Annotated in this window: 26 protein-coding genes; all 26 read right to left on the reverse strand. The window is 41.6% G+C overall.

Annotated elements, in window-relative coordinates; translation table 11 throughout:
* Positions 1-7: 7 nt before the first annotated feature.
* Positions 8-226: an acyl carrier protein gene (locus IEW26_RS21185; protein WP_188593784.1), complete on the reverse strand. Its 219-nt coding sequence runs from the start codon at positions 224-226 to the stop codon at positions 8-10.
* Between the two features lie 27 nt (positions 227-253).
* Positions 254-1,225, reverse strand: a complete 972-nt coding sequence (locus IEW26_RS21190) for a 3-oxoacyl-ACP synthase III family protein (RefSeq protein WP_188593785.1) — start codon at positions 1,223-1,225, stop codon at positions 254-256.
* Positions 1,226-1,520: 295 nt separating this feature from the next.
* Entirely contained in the window at positions 1,521-2,666 is a 1,146-nt protein-coding gene (locus IEW26_RS21195) for an aminotransferase class I/II-fold pyridoxal phosphate-dependent enzyme (protein ID WP_188593786.1), read from the reverse strand.
* A 20-nt stretch (positions 2,667-2,686) separates the two neighbouring features.
* Positions 2,687-3,316, reverse strand: a complete 630-nt coding sequence (locus tag IEW26_RS21200; RefSeq protein ID WP_188593787.1) for an acetyltransferase — start codon at positions 3,314-3,316, stop codon at positions 2,687-2,689.
* Positions 3,317-3,361: 45 nt separating this feature from the next.
* Positions 3,362-4,504 carry a UDP-N-acetylglucosamine 2-epimerase gene (gene neuC, locus IEW26_RS21205; protein WP_188593788.1) on the reverse strand — a complete coding sequence of 381 codons (1,143 nt, stop codon included), beginning with the start codon at positions 4,502-4,504 and terminating at the stop codon, positions 3,362-3,364.
* Positions 4,501-5,529, reverse strand: coding sequence for an N-acetylneuraminate synthase (neuB, locus tag IEW26_RS21210; RefSeq protein ID WP_188593789.1), 1,029 nt, complete (start codon positions 5,527-5,529; stop codon positions 4,501-4,503). Before neuB ends, neuC begins: the two co-directional genes overlap by 4 nt.
* A gap of 32 nt (positions 5,530-5,561) precedes the next feature.
* Positions 5,562-6,260: an acylneuraminate cytidylyltransferase family protein gene (locus tag IEW26_RS21215; protein ID WP_188593790.1), complete on the reverse strand. Its 699-nt coding sequence runs from the start codon at positions 6,258-6,260 to the stop codon at positions 5,562-5,564.
* Positions 6,257-7,276, reverse strand: coding sequence for a UDP-N-acetylglucosamine 4,6-dehydratase family protein (locus IEW26_RS21220; protein ID WP_188593888.1), 1,020 nt, complete (start codon positions 7,274-7,276; stop codon positions 6,257-6,259). The genes IEW26_RS21215 and IEW26_RS21220 overlap by 4 nt, the downstream gene beginning before the upstream one ends.
* A gap of 49 nt (positions 7,277-7,325) precedes the next feature.
* Positions 7,326-9,104, reverse strand: a complete 1,779-nt coding sequence (locus IEW26_RS21225) for a motility associated factor glycosyltransferase family protein (protein ID WP_188593889.1) — start codon at positions 9,102-9,104, stop codon at positions 7,326-7,328.
* 114 nt (positions 9,105-9,218) lie between these two features.
* Positions 9,219-9,566 (reverse strand): hypothetical protein, encoded by a 348-nt coding sequence (locus IEW26_RS21230; protein WP_188593791.1) that lies wholly within the window; start codon positions 9,564-9,566, stop codon positions 9,219-9,221.
* Entirely contained in the window at positions 9,563-9,946 is a 384-nt protein-coding gene (gene fliS, locus IEW26_RS21235) for a flagellar export chaperone FliS (RefSeq protein ID WP_188593792.1), read from the reverse strand. The genes IEW26_RS21230 and fliS overlap by 4 nt, the downstream gene beginning before the upstream one ends.
* 13 nt (positions 9,947-9,959) lie before the next feature.
* The gene (gene fliD / locus IEW26_RS21240; protein ID WP_308423550.1) at positions 9,960-11,504 is read right to left on the reverse strand and encodes a flagellar filament capping protein FliD; all 1,545 of its coding nucleotides are present in this window, start codon (positions 11,502-11,504) and stop codon (positions 9,960-9,962) included.
* 16 nt (positions 11,505-11,520) lie between these two features.
* Positions 11,521-11,895, reverse strand: a complete 375-nt coding sequence (locus IEW26_RS21245) for a flagellar protein FlaG (protein ID WP_373288515.1) — start codon at positions 11,893-11,895, stop codon at positions 11,521-11,523.
* 148 nt (positions 11,896-12,043) lie between these two features.
* Complete coding sequence (locus IEW26_RS21250; protein ID WP_188593793.1) at positions 12,044-12,811, reverse strand: flagellin N-terminal helical domain-containing protein; 768 nt, start codon at positions 12,809-12,811, stop codon at positions 12,044-12,046.
* A 186-nt stretch (positions 12,812-12,997) separates the two neighbouring features.
* Entirely contained in the window at positions 12,998-13,231 is a 234-nt protein-coding gene (gene csrA, locus IEW26_RS21255; protein ID WP_188593794.1) for a carbon storage regulator CsrA, read from the reverse strand.
* Positions 13,231-13,680 (reverse strand): flagellar assembly protein FliW, encoded by a 450-nt coding sequence (fliW, locus tag IEW26_RS21260; RefSeq protein ID WP_188593795.1) that lies wholly within the window; start codon positions 13,678-13,680, stop codon positions 13,231-13,233. The genes csrA and fliW overlap by 1 nt, the downstream gene beginning before the upstream one ends.
* Positions 13,681-13,763: 83 nt before the next feature.
* Entirely contained in the window at positions 13,764-14,672 is a 909-nt protein-coding gene (gene flgL, locus IEW26_RS21265) for a flagellar hook-associated protein FlgL (RefSeq protein WP_188593796.1), read from the reverse strand.
* A gap of 23 nt (positions 14,673-14,695) precedes the next feature.
* Positions 14,696-16,258 (reverse strand): flagellar hook-associated protein FlgK, encoded by a 1,563-nt coding sequence (gene flgK / locus IEW26_RS21270; protein WP_188593797.1) that lies wholly within the window; start codon positions 16,256-16,258, stop codon positions 14,696-14,698.
* A gap of 18 nt (positions 16,259-16,276) precedes the next feature.
* Positions 16,277-16,777, reverse strand: a complete 501-nt coding sequence (locus tag IEW26_RS21275; protein WP_188593798.1) for a flagellar protein FlgN — start codon at positions 16,775-16,777, stop codon at positions 16,277-16,279.
* Positions 16,778-16,785: 8 nt separating this feature from the next.
* Entirely contained in the window at positions 16,786-17,070 is a 285-nt protein-coding gene (flgM, locus tag IEW26_RS21280; protein ID WP_111269103.1) for a flagellar biosynthesis anti-sigma factor FlgM, read from the reverse strand.
* Between the two features lie 172 nt (positions 17,071-17,242).
* Positions 17,243-17,647 (reverse strand): TIGR03826 family flagellar region protein, encoded by a 405-nt coding sequence (locus IEW26_RS21285; RefSeq protein ID WP_111269102.1) that lies wholly within the window; start codon positions 17,645-17,647, stop codon positions 17,243-17,245.
* 259 nt (positions 17,648-17,906) lie between these two features.
* Positions 17,907-18,845: a ComFC family protein gene (locus tag IEW26_RS21290; protein ID WP_229729964.1), complete on the reverse strand. Its 939-nt coding sequence runs from the start codon at positions 18,843-18,845 to the stop codon at positions 17,907-17,909.
* Positions 18,846-19,046: 201 nt separating this feature from the next.
* Positions 19,047-21,029, reverse strand: coding sequence for a helicase-related protein (locus IEW26_RS21295; protein WP_188593800.1), 1,983 nt, complete (start codon positions 21,027-21,029; stop codon positions 19,047-19,049).
* Positions 21,030-21,598: 569 nt separating this feature from the next.
* Positions 21,599-21,997: a hypothetical protein gene (locus IEW26_RS21300; RefSeq protein WP_188593801.1), complete on the reverse strand. Its 399-nt coding sequence runs from the start codon at positions 21,995-21,997 to the stop codon at positions 21,599-21,601.
* A 236-nt stretch (positions 21,998-22,233) separates the two neighbouring features.
* A complete protein-coding gene (locus tag IEW26_RS21305; RefSeq protein WP_111269098.1) occupies positions 22,234-22,956 on the reverse strand; it encodes a response regulator transcription factor in 723 nt (240 codons plus the stop codon).
* Positions 22,957-22,960: 4 nt separating this feature from the next.
* Positions 22,961-24,121 carry a sensor histidine kinase gene (locus tag IEW26_RS21310; RefSeq protein ID WP_111269097.1) on the reverse strand — a complete coding sequence of 387 codons (1,161 nt, stop codon included), beginning with the start codon at positions 24,119-24,121 and terminating at the stop codon, positions 22,961-22,963.
* Between the last annotated feature and the right edge of the window lie 6 nt (positions 24,122-24,127).

Below are 24,127 nucleotides of genomic sequence, written 5' to 3' on the forward strand. Positions count from 1 at the left end.
TAAAGCCTCATTCCATAAAATCCAAAATGTCTTGTACTGTTTTAAACTCTTTAATCTGAACTGCAGTTAACCTCTTTTCAAAATGCTCATCCACAAGAGCAATTAATGAGATTGCCGCAAGCGAATCCCAACTTTCCAAGGTTTCAAGACTGATAGTTTCCTCTAACGTCCCCGCTTCAATCTCCAGCATATCTTCCAGCAAGTTTAATTTTGTTTGAACGTCCATATTAATTTCCTCCTAATTGTAATATAGTTACCATATAATAACAGTTGAACCCCAAGACAAACCTACCCCAAAACCAACAAGAAGGATAGTATCACCTTTTTTGATATGCCCTTCCTTTTGTGCCCGATAAAGTGCGATGGGTATTGTTGACGACACTGTATTTCCGGTTTCTGACATATCAACATAGAATTTATCTTCCGAAATGTTGCATTTTTTTCTTAAGTGATCTAGCATATAACTGTTTGCTTGATGAAAAACAAAATAATCAATATCATTATAAGTTAAATTATTTTTCTTTAAGACATTATCTATTGATTTCGGAACAACATCTATAGTGAAATTGAAAATTTCTGGCCCGTTCATGAATAGATCGCCTCGAATGCACTTCTCTTCCATGCCCAATCTGGCTCCACTTGAGGCAGCTATCAAGTGCTCCGCACCACTTCCATCAGTACCTAGATCAAATTCTTTAATTTGCGAAATTTGACTAGGCGAAATTAGTGTTGCAGCAGCCCCATCTCCAAAAATAGTCACAACACTTTTTTCTTTTGGATTAATATATTTTGAATAAGTCTCTGCTGTAATTAAAAGTATATTTGTTGCTATCTTTGTATTTATTAATGATTTTGCTACAGCTAGTCCATATATAAAAGCTGAACAACCCAAATTAATATCAAGGGCACCAGCAGATTTAGGGATCTTCAATCGATCCTGTAGTATACAGGCTGTAGTTGGAAGATTGTAATCCGGACTTTGTGTGAAAAGAATCACAAAATCTATATCCTTTGGTTCAACTGAATTATTCTCGAACAACCTTTTAGCAGCATAGAAAGCAAGATCAGATACATACTCATCATCAGCAGCAATATGTCTATTTTTAATTCCAGTTTTTTTGTAGATTTTTTCCTCTGTCCAATCCGGAAAGATTTTAACCAGATCGACATTTGAGAGAACTTTTTGAGGAAGATAATATTCGATTGCTTGTATTCCTATATTCACCCCAACTCCTCCTCAGATGTTAACTCGAAAGCAACTAAATTTATCTTCTACTTTAATATCGACAGCTTACAATATTTTGTTTATATATTGTCTTTTATTAAAAATAAATTCATCATTAAAAATTAAAGTGATAATTTGTGTTCTGGAGGTAAAGAGAAAAACTGCATTCTCGTATAGAAACATGCATAAGGCTTAAATAAACAGTTTTCACTTTTCCACGGATAAATTGTCAACTGTATCTGAAACTTATATCAAAACAATCTGAAGCACCTCAAAACTTCACATACAGCTGCAATTATACTGAGATTAGTTTCTTCACTATGTTCGAAATCTCATCTATTTCCAAATCACTCATATTTGTGCCCGAAGGGAGACACAATCCCTGTGCAAAAATGTTGGCTGAAATATCCTCATCTTCAGCATGAGAGTAATAGCTATATTGCTTAAATAAAGGCTGTAAATGCATCGGTTTCCAAATTGGACGCGCTTCAATATTATTTTCTTCCAATACTTTAATTATTTCTACTGGCTCTATCCCAACCTGTTTTGGATCAAGTAACATCGTTGTCAACCAGTGGGTTGACCTTCCGTATGCTTGTTCATCTAATATAGTCACACCTGGAACACTTGCAAGTTCTCTATGGTAATATTCACGAATTTCCCTTTTACGTATAACCCGGTCCTCCAATACTTCCATCTGTCCTCTTCCAATACCAGCAAGTACGTTACTCAGTCGATAGTTATATCCCACTTGACTATGCTGATAGTGTAGCGCTTCATCCCTTGCCTGAGTAGCTAAAAATCTAGCTTTGTTGAGACTTTCAATATCGTCTGAGATCAACATCCCCCCACCTGAGGTTGTTATAATCTTATTCCCGTTAAATGAAAACACGCCAAACTTTCCAATAGACCCACTCATTCGTCCCTTATAGGTAGCTCCCAGTGATTCAGCAGCATCCTCAATAATCGGAACTTCGTATGCATCACATACCTGCTTAATTGGATCATAGTCTGCACTTTGCCCATACAAATTAACCACAATAACCGCTTTTGGTATTCTTCCTTTAGCCGCATAATCCTTCAACGCACGTTCTAATGCTATCGGAGACATGTTCCAACTCGTGGGCTCTGAATCAATGAATACAGGGATAGCTTTCTGATATAGAATTGGATTTGCACTAGCCGCAAATGTCAAAGAGGAACAGAAGACTAAATCCTCTGCTTGTACTTCCAATAGTTCTAAAGCTAAATGGATAGCAGACGTACCTGAGCTTAACGCGACAGCAGCTGTGCTCCCAGCATATTTTGCCACCTCTTTCTCAAAAGCATCGACATTAGGTCCAAGAGGAGCTACCCAATTCGTGACAAAAGCATCGTTAATGTATTTTTGTTCCTTACCACTCATGTGTGGAGAAGCTAAAAAAATACGTTTATGTTTCATCTTCTGTTTCATTCCTAACTTTATTGATTTTTGCTGATCACCTTAGCTGGACAACCGATCGCAGTGACACTGTCGGGGATGTTATGAACTACACAACCACCAGCACCTATGATCACTTCTCTTCCAACTTTAACCTGTGGAATGAGACATGCTCCTATGCCAATGTGTGTATTAGAGCCCACCTCAACTCCTCCAGCTAAATGTACACCTGGCGAAAGATGCACGTAGTCTTTTACGTTACAATCGTGATCTACCGTTGTTCCCGTATTAATAATTACATGCCTTCCTATTCTAGCATCAGCATTAACTACCGAGTTTGCCATAATAACGGTTCCGTCCCCAATACAAGCGTCTGCGCTAATTACAGCACTTGAATGAATAGCTTTCCCAAAAAGAACACCTTTCTGTTCAAAAAAAAATGCGATTTTTTCTCTTATAGAATTTTGACCTATAGCTATTATATATAAAGCATTTATGTGGTTCGTAGCAATTTTATCAAATTGATTAATTCCACCTAGATAAGGAACACCTCTCCACTTCTCTTCAGGCCATTGATCATCCATAACGCCAATAATTTCCGCACCCATAGATCTTAAATTATCGAACACAACCTTCCCATGCCCGCCTGCTCCAAAGATAATGTATCCCAAAAAAGTCCACCTCTGTCCAATAAGACTAATAATGAAGACTCGATATCAGTATGTTATTATTTTTTGAATCAAATGATCACTGCTCTTTATGCTTTTAAGTACATCTACAACCAAATGACTTGTGCCTTCTTTAGCATAAACATTTTTAACTGATGAAACAAAATCCCTGAATTGTTGTGAAGAGGCTTTATCCAAAGCCGATTGAAGTTCTGTATCACTCTCAATAATATCAATCACATTGGAAGAGCGCTCTCTGCGACTTTGACGAGTACCAATATTGATAACAGGAATTTGAAAGGAAGCTGCTTCTATAATTCCCGAAGAAGAGTTCCCAACCAATAATTCAGTATTTTGTAAAATTGACAAATATTCCAACTGATCAAAATTAGTAACTAAATGTACACTTTCTGTATCAGTGAATCGATTATATAGCTTTACTAATGAATCTGATCCTGCATCAGCATTTGGCTTTATACATATAACATCAAATCCACTATTCACCAACACATTTAACATTTTGAGAATCATTCCCAAATCAGTAGATTCTGTAGTAACGGGATGATACGCAAATAATATATATCCATCAGATTTAATTTTAATGTTATATTTATCTAATACTTGCCGATGGCTTGGAAAAGAAGTTTTCATTATGGTCTCTATCCTTGGTGCTCCTACCACATGAACCCTCCAAGAGTCTTCGCCTAACTTTAACAGCCGTTCCCGACTTTGCTCAGTTGCCACTAGGTGAATGTGAGAGAGTTTGCTTATTGCATGACGGATAGATTCATCTATGGTACCAGTAACTTCTCCGCCGTGTAGATGCACTAATGGGACGTTCATATGTGCCGCAACTACTGCCGCCGCAAACATTTCTCCCCGATCCCCCAATACAACGACTACATCTGGCTGAATCGATTCCAAGGCTTGTGTCATTCCTAATATAGCTATTCCTATTGAACGAGACATGTTGCCATGTGTCGAGCCTTGCAAAAGACAGTCCACTTGCGCTGCTATTCGAAATCCATCTTCTTTTATCAGTTCAACGGTATTACCAAATTGAGGAGATAAATGCATACCTGTTACGAGAAGATGTAAATCTAGTGTCTTTTCTTCGTCAATTGCTTTCAGTATAGGATAATATATCCCATAGTCTGCACGAGTCCCGGTAATAACAACTATTTTTTTCATTGAAAATCAGCCCTCGAAAAGAGTTGATCCTCTTTTATATCTCTTAATAGTATCTTACCAATTACATCAGAATAATATTTGGGTGGAATACCGGTTCCAGGACGCTTGATGGCTACATCCTGTTCTTTTATTTGTTCACCAGCCCACATATCTCGCCCCGCTACTAGACTTTTTCGGGCAACAATCTTTGTGCTTTCCTCAGAAGGCATACAACGCTTGACTCCATCCCCCATTGATTTTTCCACAGTACGAATTCCCTTCACAAGAGCAGCAAATTCAGCTGGTTCTAAGGAAGCCTGATGATCCGGTCCAGGAAGAGAACGATCTAATGTAAAATGTTTTTCTATAATCCTAGCACCAATTGCTACAGCAGCAATAGAGACTTCAATCCCTTTTGTATGATCAGAATAACCAATAATTTTTCTAAACTCCTTTTGCATAGCATGAATTGCAAGAAGATTCACATCTTCAATAGGAGCAGGATAATCTGAAGTACAATGAAGTAAAAAAACCTCACTTTTAGTTATAGATTCTAAAGACTCACTGATTTCGCTCATATCTGCCATTCCAGTCGAAAGAATGATGGGAAGCTCGTACTCATCAATCTGTTTCAGGAAAGGAATATTATTCATGTCGCCAGAACTAATTTTAAATGCATCGACTTGGATTGAATTTAGAAACTCAGCACTTTCCTCATCAAAAGGAGTGGACAAAAAGTCAATTCCTCTCAGTTCGCAATAACGCTTAATCTCTACAAAATCTAAATGACTCAGTTCAAGTTGCCGAAGCATATCCAATTGACTTCCTGAATAACCAGTATTACCCTTTTGATAATCTGCTTTTTGAGCATTCTTAGTCACTAGTTTTTTACTGTTAAATGTTTGAAATTTAACTGCATCTGCCCCACACAATAACGCTTGATCAACACATTGAAGCGCTCTATCCAATAATCCGTTATGATTGACTCCGACTTCAGCTATAATGTAGACAGATCCTTCAGAGATCCTTGATTGAAACCTGCTCATAACTTTCCTCCTCCCTCATTACATTGTGCTACTTAGGAAGACTGTATCAGGAATTCAGCCCATTTTAAGTCCAATTCGTTGTCTATATCAACAGACCGTTCCTTTGGCATTAAGTATCCATAATTATTTGAACCAGTCATCGTATTGTGAAGCATTAACAACTCTCTTTTTACAATATATATGGCACCGTTCAATACATACAACTCAGACAAATCTTGTCTTCTAAGATTTTCAGCTTGATCCTTTAAATATGACTCGAGTCTTCCAGAAGTCCATTCTCTCATTAAATAAGGGTGAGTATCACTTACAGTAATGCTTTGTAGCGAATCTCCCTCACTCTTTATAAGCACTTCATAAGCTTCATCAATATCATTTGCATTTCTTAATGGAGAAGTTGGCTGGAGCAGCATGATGTATTCAAATGTTTTGTGCTTCTCCTTCTCATAATAAAGGACAACATGCTTTAAAACATCAATACTCGCCGCCTGATCTGTTGCCAATTCAGCGGGACGCATAAACGGAACATTAGCTCCAGCCAGTTTAGCGACACAGGCTATTTCTTCGCTATCTGTAGAGACCACCAACTCATCAATAAAATGACTATTCAGAGCTGCCTCAATAGTATAGTTAATTAACGGTTTATGATTCAATAATCTTATATTTTTATTAAGTAATCCCTTTGATCCGCCTCTTGCAGGAATCACAGCCAGACATTTCCTTAAATTCTTCATATCCACCTCTTAGAGAAACCTAACCCATTATTCTCAATAAGATGTTTAATTTCAGATGTATGCATTTGTCTTGCTGTTTTTGAGGAATATTCCTGATGAGGAGCTTTTCTAAATCCCGCGTAACTCTGCTCTTGCGTATTAAACAAAGAAGGGATAATATACATATACTCATTTTCCTGAGCTCTCTCTGATTCTTCAAGCGTCATAAGTTCCTCATATAACTTCTCTCCTGGACGAATTCCAGTCTCAATGATTTCACCAAAATACCTTCTGTTTCCGGATTCTTCATAAGAATCTATTAAGCACTTGGCCAAGTCAGCAATTTTAAGGATCGGCATTTTCAAAACAAAAATTTCCCCACCTTGAGAGTGGTTTGCCGCATCTATTACCAATTGGGCTGCTTGAGGTATCGACATCATAAAGCGAGTCATTTCTGAATGAGTAATCGTTACAGGTTTTCCTTCTGCAATCTGATTTCTAAACAGAGGAATAACTGACCCCCTAGACCCCATCACATTACCAAACCTTACACATGCAAATATTGTTCGCTTACTTCCTTTGTAGAAACCTGCTGCAGAAACCAACTTTTCAGACAGCAATTTTGTAGCCCCCATTGTGTTAGTTGGATTAACTACTTTATCAGTGCTTATTGCTATTACCTTCTCAACATTGTGTTCTATGGCTGTCTCAATGATATTCTGTACACCAAAGACATTAGTCTTTACTGCTTCCATAGGATTATACTCGCAAGAAGGAACATGCTTTAGAGCCGCTGCATGAAAGAGGAAGTCTACTCCCTCCATCGCATAACTTAGTCTCTGCTTATCTCTAATATCACCTATTAGATACCTGATATTATCATATTCTTTGAATTCTTGTTGCAACTCAAATTGTTTACTTTCATCCCGACTAAAAATTCGAACTGCTTTTGGTCTATAGCTTAATAAATTTCGTACCAGTTCACTTCCAATAGACCCAGTGCCTCCCGTAACCATCACAACTTTATCAGTAAACATAAATACCTCCGGTTCAATAATATCTGTTATCATGTTGTAGATTACGAACCTAGACACCCTGTATACTATCTATTCTTTTCCCACTTTCCACCAACAGACTTTCCAAGTAGGGAAGTTGTGTTTCCACTTCTGTAAGAATTCCACCCAAATGTTCTCTAATATAGCCGGCTTTAATAATAATGTTCTGCTCAACTACTATTGCAGGTAGCATACGATCAAAATGAGCCAGTTGTAATGGAATTAAGGATTCAAATATCGGGGTGAACCACTCTCTGTTTACAATCCTTCCCCACTTCTCTTCTATATCAAAGATCATATTGTGGCATTTTAAAGGCTTAATTCTACTTAGTCCTTCAATCGTACCAATCAATTTTTGAATTTCTCTAATTTCTGATTTTATAAGAAAAACATCTTTTAATACAAACTCGACTTTTTCTTTTAAAGCCATATATTTTTCATGGTCTACAGTTATTGGGTGATCATTGATCCAAGTTTCAAATAGATTATGCTGTAATATCTTCGCTTTATTGAGATTCTCATGAATCTCTTCTATAGGCTTAAACGGCGCTCCTTCTATAACAGCTCCAAGGCGAGAAGAATTATAGAATTCAACATGATCAAAATATTTGATTAAACTTTCAATAGATTCTTTCATTGACATAAAACTTGCATCTGTGAAGTTCATGCCACCTTGTACATTCTCAACTTGCTTCACAGCTCTTTTCAACATTTCAATTTTAAGATCCTGAGAAAGATGTTCTACTCCATCACTGTAAAGCTTTTGTCCTGGATAAGAGAGATCTTGACCAGCAAATACAATCTGTTCTGCACCTAAAAAAATTGCTGCCTGGATCGCTGTCCCTGCAACAGTCGGTGTAGGCATCATTAATATATCATTTTTACTTTTTTGGAGAAAATATTGAGAAATTTGATCATTTTCCATGATGCTATAAATTTTATTTTCTCCTTTTCGTTCAGAAATCTCATAAAATGACGATGAAGTAAACAGTAGTGTAGGCTGCAGCGTTTTATCACTAGAGAAAATCTTATTATTAACTTCATGCCCATCCATAATAACACATAGGTGTGGCTGGATCCCATGCTTTACCAAAGCCTGTACACTTGAACCTGCAGCAATGATTAGTGCATGTTTTGATACTTTCCTAATCCAATCAATATCTTCTGTTAATGAGGGACCCGACGACACTATAATTGCTGTGTTCCCTTTGAATGTTCCATACATTTTTTCGATAGAGTGTGTAGTCAAGGACTCATGCAGATGATAAAGGTAATTTTGAGTCCATTCGTTTCTAAAACGGTTTTCCACATATTTGTTGGAAGTGTAATCATCTTTATAACTAAGGAATTCTTCCTTGATCTTATGAAGCGTTTCAATCTCATCTTCTAAGTACTTCCTCAGCCCAATAAAAGCAAGTTTTTCCTGCATATAACTACATAACAAATAAAAGAGCGTCTTTATCTGATTATTACCAAGAGAAATCCAATATAGATTCGGGTGATTTAATAATGGGCTAATGTCGTATTCACATACTAGCTTGTTGAAAGAAGCCTCATCTGGCTCGTATATAAATAACCAACGATCCGGGAATTCTTCCAATAGATCTGCAATGCTTAAACCCTGTCCAAAACCATATACAAATATAATTTTTGAGTCCTCTACTATTTCTTTAACTGCTTGTAGCCAAATTTCATCCTTATCAAACAACTCGTATATAATCGGCTCCACTATATTTTCATTATAGTTCTTTGTTTTTTCTGCCACATGAGGAAATCTTTTTTCCAGAACTTCAAGGTTTGCCTGCTTCATAACTCTTCCACCCATCTGCTTATTCTTCATATTTATTATTATCGGCCTATCTTTGTCAATAATGAAGCAAATTAGAAAAAAGCATCGGCATGTAACCGATGCTTTGCTTAACTTTTATTTTCGGTAATCTATAAAGATGCTGCCCGAAGAATAAGATTGTTGATATGCATTCTGCTGTGAACGAATATTCTCTCTTTTCTCCAGCCATTCTGCTGCTTCATTTTTTATTGCTAACATTCGTTCAACGATAACTCCTTCTCCAACGAGCAATTGCTTAATTTCAGCCTTCATGTCATCAGTTAACAACGAGCTATATGAACTCATCTCGTTAACAATGGCCTCTCTTTGTTCAGTATAAGTGAGCAGTTGGTCTTCATCAAATTTAGATAGATTGATGATAGTATGACTAGATAAGAGACTATACTTATTTAGTAAATCTCGTAGTTTTTCAATATCGGTCATAAAGCAAAACCTGCACCTAAAGATTTACTTGCCTCTACCCAAGCTTCTCTTAATTCCTTTAAATGTTCTAATACTTCTTTTGCAGGGGTAACGTTTTTATTCACATTAGATTCAATCAAACGATGTAACATATATTCATATATAGCAACTAGATTATTAGCCAAAGGGTATTCAAAATTTAATGATGAAATTAATTCATGTACGACAGCTTGGGCTTTACATAAATTCCGGTTTGCTAGCTCGTAGTTGTTTTGCTCTATTCCCTCGATCCCTCCTTGGATGAACCGAATTGCTCCATCGTATAACATGATTAGCAATTTGGGTTTGGAAGCAGTCTGAGTCTGAGTTTGTTGATATTTCTGGTATGGAGAGTTAATCAATTTACTATCCTCCTCACATAAAACTGGACAAATTAGAAGATGTACTATTATATTTACTAATAGCCGTTTCCATGGCTGTAAATTTTTTATAGTAGTTTGTTTCTTTCGTGTTTAATTTTGCCGTGAGGTCACTTATACGAATGTCAAGCAACCGTAATGATTCCCCCATAACACTACTCGCATTGAATGATGCAGTAATTTCTGTGCTAACTTTAGAGGTTCCCGCTGTGTTTGCCAAACTATCTAAAGTTTTATTTGATATTTTACGTAATCTAGAGAATATACCATCTGAGGAGTCATATTCATTATTTAAGTAAGAGGAAGAATAGTTTTTACCCAAGTAATCATTAACGATATCTGGATTTTCTTCCAGAGCAGCTCTTAACTTATCGGTATCTAAAATCAATTTTCCTTTTGTTTCATAGGTGCCTGTAGTAATGCCAATATGAGTCATGTTAAGTTCATTTGTTGTCTTGGTTCCATTTTCTAATGTAACAGTTTTATCAAGCTTGACTGTCTGTACAAGGGCAGTTCTCATTTGTGAGATAGCGCCCTCCAAAATACTGTCACGTTTCAGCATTCCACTTTTAGCTTTTTGTTCCCAAAGTTTAACCTCATCATCTGACATATCTTTTTTCTGTTCGCTTGTTAGTGGAGTATATTTTGAATTACGCTCTTCATTAACTTTACCATTCAAGAAAGAAGAAAGTTCGTTATAAGAATCGACAAAATTTTGAACTGTTTCTATGATTTTATCAATATCTTTTGTTACGCCAACTTGTGTAGTTGCACCATTACTTAATGCATTAAGGGTGATGTCAACCCCATTCATATTAAACGTATTTGATGCTTTAGTTACTTCAAGCCCATTGATCTTAACTTTTGCATCATCCCCACCAGCAAGTTGGTTGTTCAGCTTTAATGCTGTAAAGATACTGCCGTTAATCGTTATATCATTGGAACTCAAACCCGTATCTCTACTAGTAATTGACATATTGCCTGTCGCCGAGTCATAGATTGCTGTTACACCTGTTTTTGTATTGGTATTGATTTTTCTCACAAAAGAATCCAGAGTTTCTGTTGCACCATCAATTTCGATATCAACTCCATTCACTTGAACAGTTGATGTCCCGCTAGTGGCAACTCCTGAACCAGTAATATCCGACAATAAAACTTTACCCCAATTACTCTCTGAACCTCCTTTAGTCGGTGCAGATGAGGATTTAGTAGAAGCCGCCTTAGCAAGTAGAAGAACTTCTATTTCCATATTCCCCGCTGCTGTAGCAGATGCTTTGGCGGTTACTGCACTTGTATTCCCACTGATGTTAACTTTTTGAGCGTTAAGTGCACCCAATTTACTAAATGTATCGTTTATTTTGGTTTGTGCGAAAGTGACTAGCTTCACACTTGATTCACGATAACCTTCCCGTTTCCACTCCATCAGTTGCTTATTCTGATTAAGTTTGTTAAGTGGTTGACTTTCTGCGGTCATCAGTTTTTTCACTAATGCGTCGATATCCATTCCCGATGCCATTCCTGTTATTCTTGTTACAGCCACTAGAATAACCTCCTTTTTAAGCTTTTTGATCTACAAGCAGACCAACAAATTCCATCATTTTAGCAGCTACATCTAAAATTTTTTCGGGAGGAACTTCCCTGATTAATTCACCTGTTTCCTTATTTAAAACTTTAATCATGATCGCATGTGTATCTTTATGGACAGAGAATTCCAAGAATCTTTGTGGTCCTTGAATAGCTTGAATAGCTTTATTAAGTTCCTCGATTGCCTTCTCTTGGTCTTGAGTAACAGCTTTTGAACCATACACACCGGTTGATATAGGCATCATACTCTCTGAAATAATCTTGTCTTTTGCATCTACTGTTGGAGATACTGGCAATTGTGAAAAAACCCCTTGAGAAAGCATTCCTGTGGATTTGACTGGCTCCATCGAAATCCTCCATACTTAATAGTTTTTGTATTGACAGTAAAAAAATCGTTACTCTATATATCGGCAATAGATATCAAATATTTTACGATAATTAAAAATAAAAAAAGCCCTGTATACGAAATACAGGGCTTTACAAAACAATTTAAAATTAACGAAGCAAGGAAAGAACACCCTGTGGAGCAGAGTTTGCTTGCGAAAGCATAGATTGAGAAGCTTGCAGCAAGATGTTATTTTTCGACAAAGCAACCATCTCTTTAGCCATGTCTGTATCACGGATACGTGACTCAGATGCAGTCAAGTTCTCGATAGTTGTACCCAGGTTGTTGGAAGTGTACTCCAAACGGTTCTGAACTGCCCCGATTTTAGCACGTTGCTTTGCAACTGATTCAATTGCTTTAGTTGCACTAGCAAGAGTAACACTAGATTTCATACCTTTGAAATCAGTAGTAGCAATACCACTGATAGAAATTTGGAAGCTATCATCATCAGCTTGAATTTTAATGCTTGAAGTGATTTTAATTCCATTGAATTTTGTATTCGATGTGATTGCATCAATTTGCGCGCCCAGTTGACCAAGTTCCATTTTGATATTCGACTTATCGCCTGCTTGGTATGTTTCGTTGCTGCTTTGTACCAACAATTCTTTCATACGAGTCAACATGGAGGATACTTCGTTCATTGCACCTTCAGCTGTTTGCGCAAAAGAGATACCATCTTGAACGTTACGTTGAGCTTGCTCCAAACCGCGGATTTGACCGCGCATTTTCTCGGAGATGGAGAGACCAGCAGCATCATCTGCAGCACGGTTGATACGAAGACCAGAAGACAATTTTTCCATGTTTTTGCTTGCTGCTGTTTGGTTCAGACCCATATTACGGTGTGTGTTAACCGCTGGCAAGTTGTGATTGATAATCATTGTTTATTTCCTCCCTGAAATGGTTATATGCCCACATCCATGTGGTATTAGCGTCTTCACAGGTCGGCCGCCCTGAAGAATTACCGCCTTAATATATATATCGACCCGATGTAATAATTTGTTTATAGTCATCTAGAATTTTTTTTGTTTTTTTATTATTGAATTTAAAAATATACAACTAAAACTCTACTCCGATACTTTACCTAAACCTTGTATCGTTTTCTGTAAGGTTTCCAAATTCATCGCAGCATTTTGATTATTCTGTTCGATAGCTTCAAGAACTTCTTTACGATAGATATCGATCTCCTTTGGAGCTGATATACCGAGTTTCACATTTTCTCCATCCACAGACAGCACAGTCAACACAATATCATCTGAAATAACTATGGATTCACCCTTTTTACGTGTAAGTACCAGCATCAGAAGTCACCGACCTTGTTGAGAGACTGCTTATCGGCCCATAAAGCATGTCTAGTTTTGTAATCTGTATTTTGCAACACAATTTGCTTGCCCACTTTTTTGTATACATTAAATACAATAGGAGCCAGCAAGTTTACGGTTGCACGCTGAATCTCTTCATGAAGCGTGACGATACATCGAACCTGCACATCACTAGAGTCAGTCACACCGAGATCCTCTATGTTTTCAGAAGAGAGTTCAAACTCATAATCTATTTGGAAATCAAACGGATTTACAGTTACAAAAGCTACAGCACTCTCCTCAACCGAACTAAAAAGGCTAAAAACTTCGTCATGCTGTTGCAGATTGAATGTTTTTAAATTCTCAAAACCCGGAATACCTTTCGGAAAAACATAGGTTTCTTTCACTGTATGCTCCTCTGCATTCTCTATTTTGTTTTGCTGGCTCATTTTATTTCCCTCCTGAGTAGAAAAAGCTACGGACTATTCAATGTCCATAGCTTATACATCTAGATTAAATAATTTATAAATAACTACCTCATGAAATCCATTAAAGAAGGTTGCATAATTTGAGCAGAGGACTTCAACGCAGCTTGATAGATCGTTTGAGCTGAAGTGGCCTGAATCATTAGACTAGCCACATCGGCATCCTCTGTTTTGGATTGCAGTGTTGTAAAGTTCAAATCCTGATCTTTCAGACGATTTTGAACAAGTTCAATCCTATTTGTACGTGCGCCAACCTCTGAGAGTGCAGCTTGCATTTTTGTAGAACGTGATTCTATATTTTGCAATTGTTGTTGCACCCCAGTTTGGTCTCCACTATTTAAGGCCAAAGATAAATCATCAATAATTTTAAATATGTTATCTGCATCACCCTTGTTACCGAAAAAATCTGCCCCAGACGTATTAATCTGGAAAGTAACTTCCTGACTAATAGAATACAGAACCCCTTGAGTATCTGTCTCTATATCTGCATAATCCGTCACCGTTCCTGATAGCTCATAGGGAGCTTGATCATACGTTTGACCATTGAAAATAAATTTACCGCGGATTTGAGTATTGCCAATATCCACAAGGTGCTGTTTTAACTGATCCACCTCAAGATTAACGGCTTTAAGATCCGAGTCCGATAAAGTCCCGTTAGAGCCCTGAACGGCCAATTCTTTTAATCTCTTTGCCACATCAAGTGCTTGCTGCATATTCGAATCCGTAGCATCCAGCCAACTGACGGCTGCATCAGTGTTCGACTGATACTGTTCATTCGCGGCCAGTTCTGCACGGTAACGAAGTGCATAGGTTACACCAACGGGATCATCGGAGGGTTTATTAATTTTGCGGCCAGTGGAGATTTGATTAGACATCGTATCCATCCGGTTCAAGTTGCGATTCAGGTTGCTGAGCATTTGTGTACTCATCATGCCTGAGGTTACACGTATAGCCATTAAAGGTTACTCCCTTCTACCTCTTAGCGACCAACTACCCCGGTGCTGTTTATAAGTTTATTTAGCAATTCATCATAAGCTGTCATAAAACGGGCAGCTGCGCTGTATGCATGCTGAAATTTGATCAAGTTACTCATCTCTTCGTCCAGGGACACACCACTCACAGATTGACGATTTAGATCAACCTGCTCGGTCAGAAGCTGAGCATTCTGTGCTTGACGGTTCGCTTCCTGTGTCTGAACACCCAACTGCCCTACAATTGCACCGAAAAAGTCATTCACTGTCGTCGGCTTGGACACAGCAGTTCCAAAATCAAACTTGGCATCTTTTAGACCTGCAAGCGCAAGTGCAAGACTATTATTACCCAGTACTACACTTTCACTCGTCCCCGTCCCGGTCGTACGCATTGAGGTCGCTATTTTGTTGGGATCGTTTTGAATATCTTTACTCAACGTAATATTGCCTGCCGTTATGGTTCCTGCGCCATCTTTAGTGGTGAAGAAGTCTTCCCCTGCTGTTGGGGTATTTCCGCTAAGCGTATAACCAAGTTTGTGTAACCCGTTAATGCCTTGAACAGTCACTTTAATATCCGAGGTTATTGTTCTGTTATTGTTAGCATCTGAATAGGTTACGTTGTTCAGTACTGTATTGTTAGGCAATACAGAACCAGCCGGAATCGTTATTTCGATATCGCCCGTAGCCAGTGTATTTGCTAACTGGTCTAACTGTTTACGATAGTCTGCAACATACTGATCACGCGAGTGAATCATTCCGTATACCTCGCCACCGGTCAGGGTTCCTGCTTGATATGCATTTTCCAAGATGTCTGCAGTAATAGGAGTGACCGTTGCCCCTGTAACTGCAACTTGGCCTGCCAGTGTTACTTGATATCCACTGTCCAGTTCAGTGATCTGGACGCCTGCAATTTTGGAGAGCTGATCCACTGCATAATCGCGTTTATCACGTAAATCATTGGCATTATCTCCAAGCTGCTCAACTTTTACAATATTGTTATTGAGATCGGCAATGGATTGCAGATATGAATTGATTTCCGTTGTTTTCAATGAAACATTGTTAGTCAAATCATTGGAAAGCGCATCCAGTTGAAAACTGATCTGATTCATACCATCTGTTAATGCCAATGTTGTTTCTTTCACAATTTTTCGGTTGGTCACATCTTGTGGGTCTTGACTCAAATCTGACCAGGCGTTCCAAAAATTATTGAGGACTGTTCGAATACCAGTATCCGAAGGTTCATTTATAATCTTCTCGAGTTTTTCCAGAGTACTGTTACGAACGGTCCATCCCCCAAGCGAAGTATTCTCGTTACGAAATTGACCATCCAGAAATGTTTCCCGTACACGTTTAATGGAATTGAATTCCACCCCCGTTCCTAGCTGGCCCGGTGCAGTCGTACGATAAAATGCTACAGCATCAATAGGATCTGCTGCCGTCATATTGACCACTTGGCGTGAATATCCTGGCGTGTTTGCGTTCGCAACATTGTGTCCCGTTGTGTTCAGAGCAGCAGTTTGTGTGAAAAGGCTGCGCTTGGCTGTTTCAATTGAATGAAAGGTTGAAGCCATCGTTGTTTTCCCCCATTATTAACCACGAGTATCAAATAGCCCGGAACGAGCTACACCATAAGATTTCTCTAATGGATTTTGATAGGTGGCTTCTGATTCTGCATGAAATGACATCGTTTCAAGGAAGAAGTCAATATATGAAAGTGACTGCTTAATAAGTTGCTGATTAACTTCGTTTATGTGCTTCACTTGCTGTAATACATCGGTTAAGTCCGATTGAGCTTGATAAAGCCTTTTCTTTTCCTCTGTATCAAAAACCAGTCTCATCAGCTCACTAATTGTCAGATTAAGCTTTGATTTGATTCCTCTTTCTTCAAGAAATTGATGAACAGCCTGCATCCTTTGTTGTTCAATCAACTCAATTTTCTTGGCCAGTTTGGATTCCTGATTAATCAGCGTAATTAAAACGTCCACTTTGTTAGTAACAACTGCTTCCTTCTTTTGTTCACCTAACTGAAGCATTTCAATATGAGCGGCCTGCAACTGTCCCAGTACACTAATTAAAGATTCAACCGCCATGTGTCCTCCTATTGTTCAGGAAAGTTTTTAAAGTATGGTGCTAACTTGTCTGCGAGTTTACTGCTGTCTACCTGATACGTTCCTGAACTGACTTGTTCTTTCAGCTCCTGAATTCGCTGCAATCGTCCCGCATCCTGCGTACGTCCTTGTTCTTCAAGCATTTTCATCGCCTCCGGAGAAATGGATACTTCATCCTTGCGGCGGCTTTTCTTGGTTTCAGCCTGCTGATTGGATTCAACATTCCTCTGATATGAATTGATGGCTCCAATTCGACTCGGTTCATTGATTTTCATTCGAAGTGCACTTCCTTTCAGTTAAAATATGACGATTTACGTTTTTCTTTCTTTATCTTTATGTGTTTAAAACGAGTAGGATAATAAAAAAAACCGATAATCTTTAATAAGTTTATCGGTACGTTCCAAAACATTTGTTATAGCATTATTCGGATTTAAGACCACGTTCCTATTAGTCCCGTAGTTTGTCGACAGCATTGTAGGTTCGTCCGCCTACTTGGTTGTTCTCCTTCTGACCTACTTCACGAGCAGCGCCAGCCAAGTCTTTCGTTAACCGGGTACGGCATGAATCACACATATGTCCCTCTCGAATCAACGTTCCGCATACTTCACAAGGATACATCATATTCGGAGCGTTTTCGATGGAAATACGTCCCTCTCGAATAAACTTGGTAATCGTTTTGATTGAAACTTCTGTTGCATCCGATAATTCCTGTATATTGGCGCCTTTATTCTCGCGCAGATAGTCTACACAGATCTGATATTCCTGCTCCATCTCTTTGATACAATTCGAGCATACATCCCGAAAATTCAATGCGTACAATCTGCCGCAGCGAGGACAATTTCCTAGATTCATCGCCAAAACTCCCCTCTTAATCTCGCTTTCCCGACTAGCTAATACTTATAGATTACCTTATTTTCTCATATGAAGTCCATATAATATTTGCAAACATTAAATGTGGGCTGTTGCGTAGATACGCAATATATTCTATAGCTAAACTCTGATATTGAACTTAAATATTTACGTTGAGAAAAATAATATTTGCGTTTAACTGTATTTTGGAGAAATACGGAGTGAACAGAAAGAATCAAAAAGGGAAAAGTGATCATTAAAATCAAGATCTTGCTAATGTTAGCGTATAAATACGCACCGGGATACCGGCATGATTTGCAGCAGCCAGAATGACCTGCCCGCAAGCTTCCAATGTACTGCCGGTGGTGTAGATGTCGTCAATTAAAAGGATTTGTAAAGCTTTATCGGCATTGTTGATCTGGTTGGATGATCCAGGCACGTGAGAATGATTCATTCCCTTGAAGGATGTTGCGATATGGTGTGGATGAGTTTCTGGGTTTTGAGAACCTGGGCGGCCTTTATCACTCCAAATCTTTGTAATGAGATCAAGCCCTTCAGGATGAATAGAGAAAGCATGTTTCATCGTCTCGAATCGTTCGGCTCGAGACTTGAAGCTTTGTTTCCCAGTGTTGATCTGGCGCTGCAACAGATCAACACCGGGTACCCTGGCGGCGCTGGCAAGCCCCGCTGCCAGCCGCTCCGCCTGATTGAAGCCGCGCTCGGCCAGGCGCTCCTCGCTCACGGGAACATAAGTGAGCGCGTCAGGTCGCCAGAGCGGCTTTGGGGTTCCTTTTCCACATATACGGGTCAGCTCTTCACTCATCGCTTGAAAGGCTTGAATGAGAAGTGCCGTTAGCAGCGGGGCGTAGCGCTCGTGTCCTCTGAATTTATACATGCTAATCCATTCTCTCATTAAGTCATTGTACTGTACCGCACTGCGATTACAGATGAAGGAGCGGCGCTGCATATGCGGACGCACACAGTCGGGGCACCCCACTCCCCGGCCGCAACGCTGGCAGCGAATTGCGCAAATCCACGGAATCTGCTGCACACAGCGCGTACATATCCCCGGATAACGTGACGACAACAGCGCTCGCGTGCCGCAAGTCAGGCAGGAGGAGCCGGGCGGACCGAGCAGTTGGTGGAGTTGTCTGGTTAGCTGCTGCGCACGTTCGAAGAGATGGGAGATGTAGTTCAACATGAAGCATGGCTCCTTTCTTACAATGTAACATCCTAAATATGTAATGACCGTGGTAGTACGATGTTTCATTACAGCTTGAGGAAGAGGCTGCTCATTTTAATGAAAAGATGCATGTTGGCGAAAACACGATTTATTTTGTATGAACGATGATCTGTAGAGAGCCTTTTCGGGTTCAGCTGAGAGTAAGATGAGTTATGATCGTTATTTGGAGACGGGTGGGTGCAGGTAGCCTTTTCGGCGGGCGATGGCATTCATTTTGCGAATCTGGGATACCGCTTTGACTTGAGAACGAGTCCGGCGTGAGGCGGCGAATATAACCCGACCTGCCGGATCATCCAGGGAGCGCCCGGCCCGACCAGCCATCTGCACTAATGAAGCTTCATCAAAGAGCCCGTTGTCTGCATCCAGAATAAACACATCACTGCGAGGTATCGTCACCCCCCGCTCCAGAATGGTGGTCGTTACAAGCAGGCGTATGGAGCGCTCGCGAAAAGCAATGACTTTGGACGCCCGGTCCACGTCCTGGGATGAAGTGCCTTCAATCGAGATATTCGGAAAAGTTCGGCGCATTAATTGAACAAAGGCTTCGATCTGCGCGATTCGTGTTACAAAAACAAACACCTGCGCATCGCGCTCCAGCGAAGAGCGAATGCTGCTCACGATGGGAGCGGGCAGCTGTTTACGCTTGATGCACTGGGCTACGGTTATCATGCGCATTAGCTTGGGGACAGGCAGCGGATGCCGATGGAAACGGACAGGTACCTTGGCATGCGCGAGCTTGCCTAGAGCAGCTTCTCGCTGCAGCCGGGCTGGCGGTGTAGCCGATAAATATACGAAATGTCCATCCGGCTTACAGGAAGCAGCGGCAGCGTGAGCCAGCATGGGATCGTTATGATACGGATAGGCATCCAGCTCGTCAATAATAACCAGATCGAATCCGTGATAAAAGCGCATAAGCTGGTGTGTGGTCGCCAGCGTGAGCTGAGCGTCTTTCCAGCGCTCTGTGCTCCCGCCATAGAGCGTAGCAAGCGAGGTATCCGGGAAAGCCTTCGCCAGGCGCGGAGCCAGCTCCAGCACGACATCCCTGCGCGGTGTAGCGACCAGCGCTTTGCCCCCGTGATCCAGTGTGTGCTGGAGCAGAGGGAATATCATTTCCGTCTTGCCGGCCCCGGTCACGGCCCAGAGCAAGAACCGCCCCGGCCCATCCCCTGCGGGGGGCCGGGACAAAAACGCAAGCGCCGCGGCTGCCGCCGCGCTCTGCGCTGCGCTTAGCCCCCACCGGGCGAGTCCGCCGCCGGTGGGGGCCAGGGCCGTGCCCCGCGGTGCTTCGCCGCGTGCGGGCACGGCCCCTTGCGCTGCACTGCGTAGCAGCAGCGCACAGGCACGGCTGCGCCCCAATGCGAGGCATGCCTCGCAGTAGGCGCACGCCGCCAGGCCGCAGGCAGCGCAGGGCACGCGCTGCCTGGCTTCGCTGCCACAGCGGTGGCAGCGGGGCGCGCTTCGCGCGCGGCCGAGCCACGCGAGCCGGCGGCGCGTGGCAGGCCCTTGGAGGGCGGCTGTCAGCTGCAGCCGCCCATGCAAGCGCGCGAGCTGCGCAGCCGCGCGCCAGCCCCCGGGCGGCATGGCGGGCTCCGCCGCCAGCAGCGCCTCGGCCTCGGCCGCCAGCAATTGGCGGCCGCTCATGCGCTCAGCCAGCAGAGCAGCATACTGCTGCAGCTGAGCCCAATGCTTGGCGGGATAGGCCCTAGGCATCCCGCCCACAATAAACTGTGCAGCAGCACCTCTTCCTTTAACTCCAGTCCCACCACCCCCATCTTCTCTTTCATTACTCCTCCACCCACCTGCCTCACTCCCCTTCTTACCCCAACCGCTCGCTCCCATTGCCACAGCCACAGCTTCTCTCGCCTCAATCTCACCTGAGTCCCGCTCGTATTCGAGCAGCTTTGCGTTCAGACAACTTTGCCACGCCACGACATCCCATTGAGCCATGCCACGCACAGGCACAAACTGCTCCACCAGCCATGCGGCCTGACTTAACGGCAACTGCAAGCTTAGAACCAGCCACTGATGAACCTGCCGACCACTAACACCCTCCAGCCACCACACCACATCGACCCGAATATCAAGAGACAGGATCATGCTCCACTTTTCATCCGTGCGACATACATACAACGCCACCTTCATCTCCCCGACTCCTCCCTCATGCTATCCAAAAACATATCCAGAAACGCAAAAAAAGCACATACTGCCGGCGGCTTCGCCGGAGCATGTGCTTCATGTCCCTGTCGTTTCAAAGATTTGACTCTGACCTCAGTATAACGATAATGCCAATTCATAAGCAACCGTTTACTTCCCAACCCAGACTTTAGGCAGCTGATCTGAGTCGGATTGGATAAAGATGGATTCTACTAACTTCAACCTTCTTAAATTCAATTATATGGATATTTTTCATAGCAGTCAAAGCAACCGATAATTCCAGTCCTATCTTATTTATATAGCTTTAAATTTTTCTTTAAAAATTGCGAAACTTTTTCCAGTTTTATCAGTCTATACTTTTAAGTTAAGACTTCTGACTTCGAAATGCTTCTCGGGCCTTAACTAAAGCAAGATATCCAGTCTTTAACCATAGATTGCAATAAAACCCATATTCAATTTAAAGGCAGACTTGGCTACAATTACAAAAAAAGACTACAGCGTTGCGCTGTAATCTTTCTCCATATGAATTGCATATCAACATCTGCATCATATCATTGTCATGCTTGCCTGAATTCGGCTTCATCACTGGATTTGCGCAGATCAATGAGACGATAACCACCATACACCTGCTTGCTGCGTTCAAGCTCTGCTGGCACAGCCGGAAGATAAGAAAGCTCCAGGCCCTGCTTCTGCATCATCTTCTCAATGATCGTAATCGTCTCTGCATCATGATGATCAGCGACCACCGTTAATGTAAAGCTCTTTCCACGATATAATAATTCCCGGCAAAGTGCTCGAATAATGCCCTCAATCCGTCCTGCCTGATTGGAAGGAATGAGCAGAATCTGCTCGAAGCCTTCGGACTCCGGGCGGGAAATATGGCGCTGGTGCATAACATGAACGGCCATTGCCGCCAGGAAGTATATAAGCAGAATCATAGTCAAATGAGCAACCATGGCAACTGCACCTCCTCGGAAGGTTATGCTCACCCATGGCGAACATCCCTGTATACAGCAGTATATGCTGCGTATTCCGAAGGGTTACAACCAACGCAGGTCCGTGCTCCGATTTGAACAGATGTTCAGCTCACCCTCGCACTTTGTTCATTTGCAGTGATAAAGTCCATCAACCCGCAAACCAATCCAGCTACTGGAAAGGGTGCGAGTGAATACAGATTAAACGAGCAAATACATTAGAGCGTAACCCAGCCATATTTGATGGAGTTGATAACAGCCTGTGTACGGTCGTCCACTTCCATCTTTTGCAGAATGCTGCTGACATGGTTTTTGACCGTTTTTTCACTGATAAACAGGAATTCACCAATCATCTTGTTGCTCTTGCCCTCAGCCATCAGACGCAGCACTTCGGCCTCGCGGCGTGTAAGTGGATTGTTGTCACCCGCCACAAATTTAACGCCGGCTTCCTTCGCAGTGCCTTCACTCATTGCACCTGTTTCGTTCAGATACGTCATGCGGCGAAGCTGCATAATCAGTTTGCCTGTAACTTTAGGGTGAATAAATGCATGTCCTTCATGTACCGAACGAATCGCATTAATCAGTGACTCTGCCTCCATGTCCTTCAGCAAGTACCCGTTTGCCCCTTTACGGAGTGTCTCAAATACATAGCTTTCATCATCATGGATGGACAAAATAATAACCTTTACATCCGGGAACAGCTCACGCAGTTTCTCGGTAGCCTCCACCCCGTTCTCTACAGGCATGTTGATATCCATCAGAACGATATCCGGTTTTTCCTGATTACAGAATTCAAGCACCTGAATGCCATCGCCACACTCACCGATGACCTCAATGTCGTCCTCCATATTCAAAATGCGTTTCAATCCCTCACGGAACAGCTGATGATCATCAGCCAAAAGAACTTTAATTGATGTTTTTCCAGTATCACGGTTTTCCATCCTGCTACTCCTTTCCCTTATCCACGTTAGTCGGGATATGAATGACTATTTTGGTTCCCTGGTTCTCTGCGGATTCAATCTCTATTCTTCCTTCTAACAGTTCAACCCGTTCTCTCATCCCGATCAGACCGAAGTGGTTGTGGTCCTTGCTTTTCTTCGCAAGAAGCTCCGGTTTGAACCCAAGCCCATTGTCCTGTACGACAATTTTGACGAGCTGAGCCTGGTATGTAATTTCTACGACAACATACGTGGGATAAGCATGCTTGGCAGCATTAGACAGACCTTCCTGCACAAGGCGGTAGATTGCAGCCTCCATTGCAGAAGAGAGACGATGTTCCTTGCCTCTTGTTTCAAAAAGCGACCGGATTTTTGTTTTTACTTCAAAATCCTGCACATACTTCCTCAGCGTCGGGATCAGTCCCAGATCATCCAGTGCCATAGGACGCAGATTGAAAATAACTTTTCTCATTTCTTCAAGACTTGAACGAACCTGGCCTTTCAAATCTACTATTTCGGCCTGGACCATCTTAAAATCCTGCTTAATGAGCATTCTTTCTACAATTTCCGTCCTAAGCACTAGATTGGCGAGCATCTGCGCAGGCCCGTCATGAATCTCCCGGGCAATCCGCTTCCGCTCTTCCTCCTGGGCCAAAATAATTTTCAAACCTATCATTTGTCGATTCTTGGCAGACTCGATGATACGGGTCACTTGACCTAACTCGCCTGACAAGTATTCTAGCACAACGCCCATCTGCGAACCAATGGTCTCGGCACGCTCCACAGAAGCCTCCACATTTTTGGCACGCTTCTGCAGATCATCCCGTCGGGCCTTCAGATACATTTCCTTCTCACGATAAATCATCAGATCCAGCTGCAACTGTGTCGCTTTTTCATACGCCTGCTTGATATCATGCTCCGAATAACGGACAAAGTCGCGGCTTACCTCGGTAAGCCGAATCCGGGAACGGCGATAATTCAGCTCCAACTGATCTACTTTCTCGATCGTTTCCGCCGTTTCCTTCAGCACCGACTTTAACTCCTCGTTGAGCGTCTTCAGCTCCTCACGAGTGGAGTCCATGATTTCAAACATTTGATATTTGCTGTTTTCCATGACTTGTATGGCGTTTTTTATGACGCGGTCTATGGCATCGGCTTGTAAATCCACGTTTGT

Origin of the sequence: Paenibacillus silvae (genome assembly GCF_014639235.1) — a bacterium.
Taxonomy (GTDB): domain Bacteria; phylum Bacillota; class Bacilli; order Paenibacillales; family Paenibacillaceae; genus Paenibacillus; species Paenibacillus silvae.